Genomic DNA, 12781 nt, shown 5'->3' with positions numbered 1-12781 from the left:
GTTCCCCCAGGCAGGTGCTTGAACATCGATTGAATCCGAGGGGAGACCCTAATGAATTACAACTGGGATTGGGGCGTGTTCTTCAAGTCCACCGGCGTGGGCAGCGAGACCTATCTCGACTGGTTCATTTCCGGGCTGGGCTGGACCATCGCTATCGCCATCGTGGCCTGGATCATTGCATTGCTGCTGGGCTCGGTACTGGGCGTGATGCGCACCGTGCCGAACCGCATCGTGTCAGGCATCGCGACCTGCTACGTCGAACTGTTCCGTAACGTACCCCTGCTGGTCCAGCTGTTCATCTGGTACTTCCTGGTGCCCGACCTGCTGCCACAAGACCTGCAGGACTGGTACAAACAGGACCTCAACCCGACCACCTCGGCCTACCTGAGCGTTGTCGTGTGCCTGGGCCTGTTCACCGCCGCACGGGTCTGCGAACAAGTGCGCACCGGTATCCAGGCGCTGCCACGCGGCCAGGAATCGGCGGCTCGCGCCATGGGCTTCAAGCTGCCGCAGATCTACTGGAACGTGCTGCTGCCCCAAGCCTATCGCATCATCATTCCACCGCTCACCTCGGAATTTCTCAACGTCTTCAAGAACTCGTCCGTGGCCTCGCTGATCGGCCTGATGGAACTGCTCGCGCAGACCAAACAGACCGCCGAGTTCTCCGCCAACCTGTTCGAAGCCTTCACCCTGGCGACCCTCATCTACTTCACCCTGAACATGAGCCTGATGTTGCTGATGCGCCTGGTGGAGAAGAAAGTCGCAGTGCCCGGCCTGATCTCCGTGGGGGGTAAATAATGGAATTCGATTTCAGTGGCATCATCCCGGCCATTCCCGGCTTGTGGAACGGCATGGTGATGACCCTCAAGCTGATGGTGCTGGGCGTCGTCGGCGGCCTCATCCTCGGTACCGTCCTGGCCTTGATGCGGTTGTCCCACAACAAACTGCTGTCAAACTTTGCCGGCGCCTACGTCAACTACTTCCGCTCGATCCCACTGCTGTTGGTGATCACCTGGTTCTACCTGGCGGTGCCGTTCGTGCTGCGCTGGATCACCGGCGAAGACACACCGATCGGCGCGTTTGCCTCCTGCATCGTGGCCTTCATGATGTTCGAAGCCGCGTACTTCTGCGAAATCGTACGGGCCGGCGTGCAGTCGATTCCCAAGGGCCAGATGGGTGCCGCCAAGGCCCTGGGCATGACCTATGGCCAGATGATGCGCCTGATCATCCTGCCCCAGGCTTTCCGCAAGATGACCCCGCTGCTGTTGCAGCAGAGCATCATCCTGTTCCAGGACACCTCGCTGGTCTACACCGTCGGCCTGGTGGACTTCCTCAACGCTTCGCGGGCCAGTGGCGACATCATTGGCCGTTCCAATGAGTTCCTGGTATTCGCCGGTCTCGTGTACTTCATCATCAGCTTTGCCGCCTCGCAGCTGGTCAAGCGTCTGCAAAAAAGGTTCGCCGTATGATCTCTATCAAGAATATCAACAAGTGGTATGGGGACTTCCAGGTGCTGACTGATTGCAGCACCGACGTCAAGAAAGGTGAGGTGATCGTGGTGTGCGGGCCGTCCGGCTCCGGCAAGTCGACCCTGATCAAGTGCGTCAACGCCCTGGAACCCTTCCAGAAAGGTGACATCGTGGTCGACGGCACTTCGATTGCCGATCCCAAGACCAACCTGCCGAAACTGCGCTCGCGCGTTGGCATGGTGTTCCAGCACTTCGAACTGTTCCCGCACCTGACCATCACCGAAAACCTGACCATCGCGCAGATCAAGGTGTTGGGCCGCAGCAAGGAAGAAGCCACCAAGAAAGGCCTGCAACTGCTCGAGCGCGTCGGCCTCTCGGCCCACGCCCACAAGCACCCTGGCCAGCTCTCCGGTGGCCAGCAGCAGCGTGTGGCGATCGCCCGCGCACTGGCCATGGACCCGATCGTCATGCTGTTCGACGAGCCGACCTCGGCGCTGGACCCGGAAATGGTCAACGAAGTACTGGACGTCATGGTGCAACTGGCCCACGAAGGCATGACCATGATGTGCGTGACCCACGAAATGGGCTTCGCCCGCAAAGTGGCGGACCGGGTAATCTTCATGGACGCCGGCAAGATCATCGAGGACTGCCCCAAAGAAGAGTTCTTCGGTGACATCGGCGCTCGCGCCGAACGGACTCAGCACTTCCTGAACAAGATCCTGCAGCACTAAGAGTTCGAAGCCACACCAATCCCTGGTGGGAGCGAGCGTGCTCGCGATAGCGGACTGACATTCAACATCAACGTTGATTGTGATGAAGTCATCGCGAGCAAGCTCGCTCCCACAGGGGTCGACGGTGGCTTGCAGATTTGTGTTGTGGTTGACCCAAGGCATCTGTGATGAAATGCGACCCCACTCTTTATCGCGCCGCACCGCCATCACTCGCCGTGAAACCTCGTCTGATCCGCCACCTGTTCCTGCCGCCGCTGATCATCTTGCTGATGCTCGCATTGGGTTTGCTCGGTTTCTGGACCAGTGAGCACTACGGCATTCGCAGCCTTGGCGAAAACGGTCAACGCCAGCTTGAGCTGCACGCCCGTGCGGTAGAGAGCGAAATCAGCAAGTACACCTACCTGCCCAGCCTGCTGGAACTCGAATCGAGTGTTTCGCAGTTGCTGGCCGAGCCGTCGCCGGAACACCGGCAAGCGGTCAACAATTACCTTGAAGGCCTGAACCGGCGCAGCCGCAGTCGGGCCATCTACGTGATGGACACCACCGGTCGAGTCCTGGCCACCAGCAACTGGCGCGACGTCGACAGCTACCTGGGTGAAGACCTGTCCTTCCGTGCCTATTTCCAGAATGCCGTACGCGGCCAACCCGGGCGTTTCTACGGGATCGGCAGCACCAACGGCGAACCCGGCTACTACCTGGCCCACGGCCTCGAAGAACAAGGCAAGATCATCGGCGTCGCCGTGGTCAAGGTGCGCCTGGAAGCCCTGGAAGAACGCTGGCAGCGCGCCCGCCTGGAAGCCTTCGTCAGCGATGAGAACGGCATCATCATTCTCTCCAGCGACCCGGCGCGACGGCTCAAGGCCGTGCGTCCGCTGAGCGACGACACCAAGGAGCGCCTGGCCCGCAGCCTGCAGTACTACTGGTTCCCGCTCAATGAACTGGAACCGTTGGCCCGCGAGCGCCTGGCCGAAGGCGTGGAGAAACTGACCTTCCCGGCCAACGCCGAAGTGGTCTCCGACGACGAGGCCATCAGCTACCTGTCGCAGACGCGCCCCCTGAGCGACACACCGTGGAATTTCACCCTGCTGACGCCGCTCCAGGACCTGCGCCGCGAGGCGATCAACCAAGGCATCCTGGTGGCGGTGGCCTTCGCCCTGGTGGCGTTCCTGCTGATCGCCTGGAACGAGCGGCGCAAGGTGATCGCCACCCGCCTCGCGGCCCGCGAAGCCCTGCAGGAAGCCAACAATCAACTGGAGCGTCGGATTACCGAACGCACCAGCGACCTGCGCGCCAGCAACGAACGCCTCAAGAGCCAGATCCGCGAACGGCGCCTGGCCGAGGGCACCCTGCGCCGCGCCCAGGATGAACTGGTGCAGGCCGGCAAACTGGCCGCCATCGGCCAGATGTCCACCAGCATTGCCCATGAGCTGAACCAGCCCCTGGCGGCGTTGCGCACCCTGTCCGGCAACACCGTGCGGTTTCTCGAGCGCGGCCAACTGGACACCGCCAGTGCCAACCTGAAAACCATCAATGAGCTGATCGACCGCATGGGCCGCATCACGGCCAGCCTGCGCTCCTTTGCCCGGCGCGGCGACGACAAGGGCCAGGCCAGCCTGGGCAAAGCCGTGGATGCGGCCCTGCAACTGCTGGGCGCACGCCTGGAAAACAGCGGCCTGCAGTTGCACCGCGCGTTCACTGACGAGCAAGTGTCGATCGACCAGACACGCCTGGAGCAGATCCTGGTCAACCTGATCGGCAATGCCCTGGATGCCATGCAGGCGCAAGCTGCGCCCCAGTTGTGGCTCGAGGGTGAGGCGGTCGACGGCAAGTACCGGCTGCACGTACGCGACAACGGCCACGGCATTGACGCCGAGGCCCGCAAACATTTGTTCGAACCCTTCTTTACCACCAAGCCCGGCGAACAGGGCCTGGGCCTCGGCCTGACCCTGTCGGCGAGCCTGGCCGCCGCGACCGGTGGCAGCCTGGGTGTCGAGCACCCGGCCAGCGGTGGTACCGCATTTGTCCTCAGCTTACCCTTGGTAAGCCCCCTGCCCGTCGAGCCGATATGAACAACGATCTTAGTGTGCTGATCGTCGAAGACGATCCCCATGTCCTGCTCGGTTGCCAGCAGGCCCTGGCCCTGGAAGACATCCCCTGCACCGGCGTTGGCAGTGCTGAAGAAGCCCTGGCGCAGGTGGGCGACAACTTTGCCGGGATCGTCATCAGCGACATCCGCCTGCCGGGCATCGATGGCCTGGAACTGCTGGGCCGGCTCAAGGCGCGCGATCGCAGCTTGCCGGTGGTCCTGATCACCGGGCACGGCGACATTTCGATGGCCGTCGACGCCATGCAAAAAGGCGCCTACGACTTCATGGAGAAGCCCTTCTCCCCCGAGCGCCTGGTGGACGTCGCCCGGCGTGCCCTGGAGCAGCGCAGCCTGGCCCGCGAAGTCAGCTCCCTGCGCCGGCAACTGGCCGAGCGCGACTCCCTGGAAGGCCGGATCATCGGGCGCTCACCCGCCATGCAGCACTTGCGCGAACTGATTGCCAACGTCGCCGACACCTCGGCCAACGTACTGATCGAAGGCGAGACCGGCACCGGCAAGGAATTGGTTGCCCGCTGCCTGCACGACTTCAGTCGCCGCCAGGCGCAGCCCTTTGTCGCGCTGAACTGCGGTGGCCTGCCGGAAAACCTGTTTGAAAGCGAAATCTTCGGGCATGAGGCGAACGCCTTTACCGGTGCCGGCAAACGGCGGATCGGCAAGATCGAACATGCCAATGGCGGCACCCTGTTCCTCGACGAAGTGGAAAGCATGCCGTTGCCCCTGCAGATCAAACTGCTGCGGGTCCTGCAGGAGCGCACCCTGGAGCGCCTGGGCTCGAACCAGAGCGTGGCGGTCGACTGCCGGGTGATTGCCGCCACCAAGTCCGACCTCGACGAACTGGGCCGCGCCGGCCAGTTTCGCAGCGACCTGTATTACCGCCTCAACGTGGTGACCCTGGAGCTGCCGCCCCTGCGCGAACGCCGCGAAGACATCCTGCAACTGTTCGAGCACTTCCTCCAGCAATCGTCACTGCGCTTCGACCGCGCCGTCCCGGACCTGGACAACCAGACCCTGTCGCACCTGATGAGCCACGACTGGCCGGGCAACGTGCGTGAACTGCGCAACGTCGCCGAACGCTTTGCCCTCGGCCTGCCGGCGTTCAAGAAATCCGGCGCCAGTGGCGCCGCCCAGGGCCTGGGGTTTTCCGAGGCGGTGGAAGCCTTCGAGCGCAACCTTTTGAGCGATGCCTTGCAACGCAGCGGCGGCAACCTGACCCAGGCCAGCCTGGAATTGGGCATGGCCAAAACCACCCTGTTCGACAAGGTCAAGAAGTACGGCCTGAGCCACTAACCCAGCGAGAACAGTCGTGGATCTATTGTTGAAAGCGGCCCTTGGCGCGGCGGTGGTGGTGATACTCGCCGCCCTGGCCAAGACCAAAAACTATTACATCGCCGGCCTGGTCCCCCTGTTTCCGACCTTCGCCCTGATCGCCCACTACATCGTCGGCAAGGGTCGTTCCCTGGACGACCTGAAGACCACCATCGTGTTTGGCATGTGGTCGATCATTCCGTACTTCGTGTACCTGGCGACCCTGTACCTGATGGTCGACCGGCTGCGCCTGGAAGCCTCGCTGGCGGTGGCCGCCGTCGCCTGGCTGATGGCCGCCACCGTGCTGGTCAGCGTCTGGGTACGTCTGCACGCCTGAGTCGGCGCAGCGCTCAAAGCAGATTCATCCCCCGCACCGGCTCGATCTGCGCCCAATGCGAGGTGTCTTCGCGGTGCTGCTGCAGGTAGGGCAATACCGCCGCCAGCAACGGCGCCTTGAATGCCTCCTGGAATCGATGGGCCAGCCCTGGAATCAGCTTGAGCTGGCTGCCCTGGATATGCGCTGCCAGGTGAATGCCATGCATCACTGGCAGCAACGGATCGGCCGTGCCGTGCACCACCAGGGTCGGCACCCGCAACTGATTGAGTAACGTCACCCGGCTAGGCTCGGCAAGGATCGCCATGATCTGGCGCTTGACCCCTTCAGGGTTGAACGCCCGGTCATAGGACTGCGCCGCCTGCTGCAGCAACGCCTGGCGATCATCGGTGACCTGCGGGCTGCCCAGGGCGGCCAGCAAGTCGGCCTGTTGCTCCAGGGCCACTTCACGGTTCGGCGCACTGCGCCGGGCCAGCAACTGCACCAGCGCCGCGTTGGGCGCCGGCAAGCCCGCCGCGCCGGAACTGCTCATGATCAGCGTCAGGCTCTCGACCCGCTGCGGCGCCATGGCCGCCATGTGCTGGGCGATCATCCCGCCCATGCTCGCCCCCAGCACATGGAATTGCTCCACGTGCAGGGCATCCATCAAACCCAGGCCATCGTCCGCCATGTCGCTCAGGGAATAAGGCGCCGACACCGGCAGGCCGAGCTTGTAGCGCAACGCCTCGAAAGTCAGGTTGGCGCTGGCGGGAGCCTGGCGCCAGGTCGACAGGCCGACATCGCGATTGTCGTAGCGAATCACCCGAAAGCCTTGCTCACAGAGGGCTACCACCACTTCGTCCGGCCAGTGGATCAATTGCCCGCCCAGGCCCATCACCAGCAACAGTGCCGGATCGGAAGCACGACCGATGCTCTGGTAGGCCAGGCTCACTTGCGCCAGGTCGGCCTGCTGGGTTGCCACATTGACATCGCAGCGCGGCGCCGCCCAGGACGCCGGGCCAATACACAACGCGGCCAGAAAGATGACCGCGGATAAATACAAGACACGCATGAAAAACACCGAAACGCAGAACCCCAGTAGAGCGCGAGTCTGATGAAGTTTGTTGAAGCGCGCTGCCACACTTGCATGACAGTTTGATGAATCTCGCCGAGCGGTCGGCGCAGTAACTATGCAATACCGGTGGCAAAGGCATCTCACCTCCAATGGTGGCGACATTGATGGAAACAACCTTCAACACCCCAGAGCCAAGCCACCATGCCCCACACACTGATTGACCAAAACCCTGTCCCCGCTTCAGTCCTCCCCACCTCACGGGTGTTGACTGCGCCCCTGGATGAAAACCTGTTCCTGACGGCGGAGTCCCGTTGCCGCGACAGCCACGAGCAGATGCTCAGCCTCATGGATCGCACGCCCACCGTACGCGCGGCCATCAATCAATGGCTCAAGCGCACCTGGAACCTGGAGGGTGAGCAGGCCGGCCTGCTGTTTCACGCCACCGCAGAGCGCTCGACTCGCAGGTCCAGCCTGAGCGAGGCCTGTGCCTTCATGCTGCAGCATCCGCAACTGGACACCGCTCTGATCCCTGGCAGCCAACTGACCGGTATCCACCGCGATCACCCACTCTTTGCCACACCCAGTGCGCAACTGCTGGAGCAATTCAAGGCATTGGACCTCAAGGCAGAGCTGACCACGCTCTGGAACGACTACTGGAGCGCCCGTGCGCCCGGCACACCGCTGTCCAGGCGCGATCTGGCTGCCCGCCTGTACCGCTCGCACTTTGAAGCGGCGGGCCAGTTGGCGTTTGCTCAGGGAGCCCTGAGCACTGAGCAATTGGCTTGGTTTCTGGCAGCCCTCAATCCGCCGGACGCAGCACTCGAGGTTGCCGGCCAGCGCATCTGCACCGAACAACTGACCCTCACGCGCAGCGACACCCGCGTCGTCCCGCTACCCGGCGCCTTTGTGATCAGCCGCGAGGCCCAGCAACTGGCCACTCAACTGCTGTATTTGCCGCAGCAGCAGCCCGCGGTGAAGCGCTTCCGGCAGCGCTCGGAGATGGAAGACTGGCTGATCGAACATCAGCAGCAGGTGTTCGGCGTATCCGAAAGCGCTGCTGAAAACCGCATCACCTACAACCTGCAAGAAACAGCGTTGAATGCAGGGCTCGCGCAGTTGCTGGCGCACCGACTCACGGTGCAGATGCTCAGCGCCATCAAGGGCCGTGACGACGACATTGCCGAGTACGCAGCCTACGCCCTGGACACCGTCGAGCAACTGGAGCAAACGCATCGTACAGATCCGCTGTTCAGCGCACCGCCAGCGCTGGCGATCACGACTCAAGGGGACACTGCTAGCGATGAAGCCCCGCTATTTGGGCTGCTCAACCCCGATATTCCCATGAGCAGGCGCCGGCATTCGCTGGCCCAGCAATGCGCCGCCATCGAGCAGCGTTTTGCACAAGACCCCAATGATCCACAACTGCAAAAACTCAAGCAGGCACTCGACGCACTGAACGCCGCGCAGCAGGCCAGCCGTGACGCCGCTTCGGCGTTGCTGGACAGCCGTGATGCCTCGAACTTGCTCGAACTGCGCCACCCTTCCAACCCGCATTACACCGCCCTTTACCAGGCGCGCCTGCGCGGCCTGCGCGCCGAGGCCGAGATTCAATGGTGCCTGGGCCAGATCAGCCTTGCCGAGCATGACCTGATCACCGCCATCGTGGATGACCCGGATCGGCTGAGTCCTCATCCGCACGTCACGGTTGCCCGATTGACACTATCGAGTCGCGAGCAGACACCCCAAGACAGCCCCCCTCACACCCGGGAGCTGGAAGAGGTGCTGCTGATCACTCACCCCTCTGCCGAGGACGGCCTTTCACCCCCTGGCCAGTTGCTGTATTGGCCCGGGCACTTTGGCGGCTTGCAACGCTTCGCCTCTCGCCAAGCCCTGGAGCAGGAGCTGTTCAAACTTGGCTCGGGCGAGCGCGTATTTGCACTGCACGTGACCGCACTGAGTCGTGCCCCCTTCAAGTACGCGCTCGACAATCAGCTCCACGCCTGTGAGCAGCAGGTCATTGAACTGATCCAAAACAACCCCCTGCCCGCCCACGCCGCACAACGCAGACTTGCGCTGGAGAAACTGCGTGAGCAGATGCTTGCCACATTGACGGTGCCGGTATCGGCGGCTCGGGACCAGGCCTACGCCCGACACCTCGAGCAACATCGCAGCGATACCCTGACCCAGGCGCTGCCGCAGTGGCTCAAGGCACTTGCCGGCGATCAACGCGTGCAACTCAAGCGCCTGATCCAGGCCTACATCGCGGCCATGAAGCGCTCCCATGAAATACTCGAGCGCGACCTGCCACCGCGCGCGGACTTCAGCAACAAACACCTCGAAACGCGCCTGCGCAAGGACTTCAACCTCAAGCACGGGTTTGCGGTGGTGCTCGACCTGCCCGACTCAACCACCTGGCAGAAGCGCGTCATACAAGGTGCCGCGCCGGGTACCCCCCAGGAGAGTGTCCTGGTCGCCAGCCCCGGCCGCAGCCCGCTGTCGCTCGTCGAGCTGGCACAGCGCAACATTGATCAGCCCCTGTGGTGGCGGCTGTCGCTCATGCGCTGCGTGATCAGCGCGGATGACGAAACAGACCGCAAGGCACTGAGCACCGGCATCAATCCCCAGTATCTGCGCGCACTCGTGACCGAGCTCGACCTGGCCGCGAAGTACGAACAACTGATCCGCGAAACCTTCATTGGCTTGCCGCACGCAGCGGCCTTCAGTAACGAACATCGTCGAGAATGCCTGGTCGAACCCTGGCGCCTGATGCTCAAACTGCAGGGTGAGTTCGCCCAGCTGCAACGGCACATCGATGCCGGCGGCCGGCAAGTACTTGAGATCGCAATCGACGCGGCGTCTGCGCAGGCCTATGCCCCCGGCGGCAAAAGAATCGTACTGATACCGGCGCACTTGACCGTTGGCGGTGCGGACACGCCCTCTGAAGGCCCAAGCACCTTGTCGGGCGTCACCTTCATAGAGGAGCAGATCAGCGGCCTGACGCTCCTCTATTTGCCCGACAGCCCAGACGGCGAGTACCTGCGCCAGTTCCCGAGCCTGGAACAGGCCCGTCAACGCCTGTTCGACGTGTGCGTGCAGGAACCCATGGTCGAGTATCTGGCGGGGCGCGCGCTGACAGGCAACTTCGCCCACCATGTCAGCCGCATCAAGCAGGCACAGCTGAACAATTTCGACGCACTGATTGGCACGGGCCAGCCCTGGCCGGCCAGCACTTCACTGGCCGCCCATTTGCTCAATGTCCACATGGGGCGGTTGATAGAAGCCCATCGAGCAACGGCACGCAGCAACGATGCCTTGTACCTTGAACTCTGCGCTCTGAAGTCAGGCGCGATGTTCAATTACCTGAAAATGGCCGTGGGGATGGTGCCTTTCGTCGGTAGCGCCCTGGCGCTATACGATGCCTGGGACGCCGCCAACCTGGCGGTCGCGGCATTCTTGCGCGGGGATGTCGGCCAAGGCCTGGCTGAAGTGGAGTCAGTCCTGTTATCACTGATTGATGCCGCCATGGACATCTTTCCCGCCGCGGGTGTCGGCTCCAGCGCCGCCCCCAGGGCTCGCGCGCTGACGCGAATTCGCCAGCTCAAAGCCTTGGTTAAAGACCCCGCAGCGTTGCATACACCGCTGCAGCGTCCGGCCCGCCAGGCGGTGGAGCGTTTCCTCGGGTATGAGTACGAACAACCGATCAGCCTGGCCAGCCTGCAACCGGGTAGCGACGGTATGTACCGCAACGTCTACCGCCACGCAGACGGTAATTTCATCGTCCGCCAGGGGCGCATCTACCAGATCGAGTGGAGCACGGACTCCAGGAACTGGCGCCTGAGCGGGACGCGACGCAAAACCTATAAGCAACCCATCGGCCTCAATGAGGCAGGTCACTGGGACACTTACTACCATGCCCACGGCGTGACGTTCGAAGGTGGCGGGCTCGGTGGCGGTGCCGTGCTGGGGCGTCTGGCCGACGGGCTCGATCCGATCTGGCCAGAGGCAATTCGCGAACGATTGCCACGCTGGTGGACCGACCGGGTGTTTCGTCGACATCACACCTTGACCGCGGCCGCCGACGATCTGGCCCCGCAACTGGATGCCCAGGTCGCCCGGACCAACACCGCACTTGATCAGTACAACAGCAGCACCGCAGACAATCGTCCCGCACTCAGGCAGGTCGCCGAAGCCGCCTGCACAGTCGACATTGAAATGGCCACCCGGCACTACCAGACGCTGGTTGAGTTACTCCCCCTGACGCACGGCAACAAGCGCCGCACGCTCCTGGAGATACAGAGTAATGACTCCCTGATACTGGCTGATCGGTTCCAGCAGCGCCTGTACATTTCCAATCACAGAGCCGTTGACTTGCTCAATCGCACCGATGAACTCATTCGCCACCTGGACACCCTGCCGGACGAAGCGCTGACCGAACGCCTGCGTGCGCTCGAGACCATCAGAACAATACGCCTGGCGTTCATTGGCGAACTGGACACGATCGACGCTCAACTGCTGGACTTCCATCTATGGCTTGAGCGCGTGACCGTCAGCGCGCAGAAAAGCCAACTGATTCCAACCGCCAGGATGCTGACCGAGCGCTTGAGTGCCGCCAACAGGCTCTACCTGAAAACGGGGCACCTGCTGGAAGTGATCAATCGCTTCGACTCCGCCAGCGAAGTCTCCTGGCTGTATCTGCAGACCCGGGCAAACCCTCTGCGCACCCGGGTCGATCGCGCCCTGTTCAGCCAATTCAGCCTGCCGGAAACCAGCGCCACCAAGGCGCAGCGCAATCAGATACTGCAGGACTGCATCGATGCCTATGCCCAATTCCGACGCGAAATGAACGTCTGGACCGCCAGCTATCCCCAGCACTTTCACCTGGAGGCCGTGCCGCCGCTGATCGAGGGCCTCGAAAAAATGGCCGAGCGTGCCCGCAAAGCCATCGCTCAACCGACATCCGCCGCCATCCCGGGGCAGCGGCAAAAAAAGGTGTTCACCACAGAAGACAATCAGTTGCTGATCGGCACCGAGCGCTGGGAGCCGACCACCCAAACGCGGCAATACGTCCTCACGGGCAAGGGCGGATACACCGAAGTATGGGAACAAGGCAGCCATGAGCGGTTTCGCCTGCTCAACCCGCCGCCGCAAACGTCCCGCATCGCTCAACACAATCTGGACGCCTTGATCAGCGATGCCCGGCAGCGGCTGGAATCGCAAGCGAGCTACCAGGCCAAAGTCCAGGCCTATGCAGCGCAAGACATGCTACCGGTGGACCTGGAGCACATGATGCTCAGCGAAGCCAACGAACTGCTCCTGCGTGCGCGGCATATCGAGCAAGTGGCACCAGACAACACGATCTTAAGCCGTCTGCGGGACAAGGCCGCGGCGCTAACCGCCCAGGGCAGGCAACTGCGCACCCAACAGACCTTGCGCAGCAAAAACCCGACCGATGGCATGCTCGATGACCTGGCCCGCCAAAACGCGGTGGATATCCGTAAAACCAGCCCGATGAAAAACCTGGGCAAACGCAAGGATGGTCGAATCGACTACTTGCAGGAATACGAAATCCACGACCTGGCGCAAACTCCGTCCCAGGTGCTGTGGTATGCCCACTTCCACTACACCAAGGCCACCCCTGATTTGCGGGCATTCGAGAAAGCCCACCTGAAATTACCCGAGCACCGGTTTGCCACCCATGCCGACGCACCCAACCTTCCCTACTCCGATATCGCTAAACACTCAGTCGCGCTGATTCATTTCGAGAACCTTTGACCGACAAGA

General features: G+C 62.4%; 8 protein-coding genes. 7 read left to right on the top strand and 1 reads right to left on the bottom strand.

The genetic code is table 11. From position 1 onward, the window contains the following. Positions 1-51: 51 nt before the first annotated feature. The 6 genes from Q1W70_RS15855 to Q1W70_RS15830 all read left to right on the top strand — a co-directional run bounded on the left by Q1W70_RS15855 (position 52) and on the right by Q1W70_RS15830 (position 5949). Complete coding sequence (locus Q1W70_RS15855; RefSeq protein ID WP_166590039.1) at positions 52-798, top strand: amino acid ABC transporter permease; 747 nt, start codon at positions 52-54, stop codon at positions 796-798. Next, complete coding sequence (locus tag Q1W70_RS15850) at positions 798-1469, top strand: amino acid ABC transporter permease (protein WP_027619713.1); 672 nt, start codon at positions 798-800, stop codon at positions 1467-1469. Before Q1W70_RS15855 ends, Q1W70_RS15850 begins: the two co-directional genes overlap by 1 nt. Further along, positions 1466-2200, top strand: a complete 735-nt coding sequence (locus Q1W70_RS15845; RefSeq protein WP_166590040.1) for an amino acid ABC transporter ATP-binding protein — start codon at positions 1466-1468, stop codon at positions 2198-2200. The genes Q1W70_RS15850 and Q1W70_RS15845 overlap by 4 nt, the downstream gene beginning before the upstream one ends. Before the next feature lie 167 nt (positions 2201-2367). Further along, entirely contained in the window at positions 2368-4269 is a 1902-nt protein-coding gene (gene aauS, locus Q1W70_RS15840; RefSeq protein ID WP_166590041.1) for a two-component sensor histidine kinase AauS, read from the top strand. Between the two features lie 44 nt (positions 4270-4313). Continuing rightward, positions 4314-5594: a two-component response regulator AauR gene (aauR, locus tag Q1W70_RS15835; RefSeq protein WP_244647819.1), complete on the top strand. Its 1281-nt coding sequence runs from the start codon at positions 4314-4316 to the stop codon at positions 5592-5594. A 25-nt stretch (positions 5595-5619) separates the two neighbouring features. Beyond that, positions 5620-5949: a GlpM family protein gene (locus Q1W70_RS15830; protein WP_166590116.1), complete on the top strand. Its 330-nt coding sequence runs from the start codon at positions 5620-5622 to the stop codon at positions 5947-5949. 13 nt (positions 5950-5962) lie between these two features. Here Q1W70_RS15830 and Q1W70_RS15825 read toward each other — a convergent pair whose 3' ends face one another. Beyond that, positions 5963-6997, bottom strand: coding sequence for an alpha/beta fold hydrolase (locus tag Q1W70_RS15825; RefSeq protein WP_166590043.1), 1035 nt, complete (start codon positions 6995-6997; stop codon positions 5963-5965). A gap of 204 nt (positions 6998-7201) precedes the next feature. Between Q1W70_RS15825 and Q1W70_RS15820 the strand changes: the two genes are divergently transcribed. Beyond that, a complete protein-coding gene (locus Q1W70_RS15820) occupies positions 7202-12772 on the top strand; it encodes a dermonecrotic toxin domain-containing protein (RefSeq protein ID WP_302097558.1) in 5571 nt (1856 codons plus the stop codon). The last annotated feature ends 9 nt before the right edge of the window (positions 12773-12781 follow it).

The organism is Pseudomonas kielensis (assembly GCF_030505375.1).
GTDB lineage: Bacteria > Pseudomonadota > Gammaproteobacteria > Pseudomonadales > Pseudomonadaceae > Aquipseudomonas > Aquipseudomonas kielensis.
The sequence above is the reverse complement of the archived record's forward strand: the minus strand, read 5'-3'. Positions and strand labels throughout refer to the sequence as shown.

Bases quoted from the DNA above. Each gene is read 5' to 3' on its own strand.
- Q1W70_RS15820 (WP_302097558.1), top strand. From the start codon at position 7,202: ATGCCCCACACACTGATTGACCAAAACCCTGTCCCCGCTTCAGTCCTC.
- aauS (WP_166590041.1), top strand. From the start codon at position 2,368: ATGAAATGCGACCCCACTCTTTATCGCGCCGCACCGCCATCACTCGCC.
- Q1W70_RS15825 (WP_166590043.1), bottom strand. From the start codon at position 6,997: ATGCGTGTCTTGTATTTATCCGCGGTCATCTTTCTGGCCGCGTTGTGT.
- Q1W70_RS15855 (WP_166590039.1), top strand. From the start codon at position 52: ATGAATTACAACTGGGATTGGGGCGTGTTCTTCAAGTCCACCGGCGTG.
- Q1W70_RS15845 (WP_166590040.1), top strand. From the start codon at position 1,466: ATGATCTCTATCAAGAATATCAACAAGTGGTATGGGGACTTCCAGGTG.
- Q1W70_RS15850 (WP_027619713.1), top strand. From the start codon at position 798: ATGGAATTCGATTTCAGTGGCATCATCCCGGCCATTCCCGGCTTGTGG.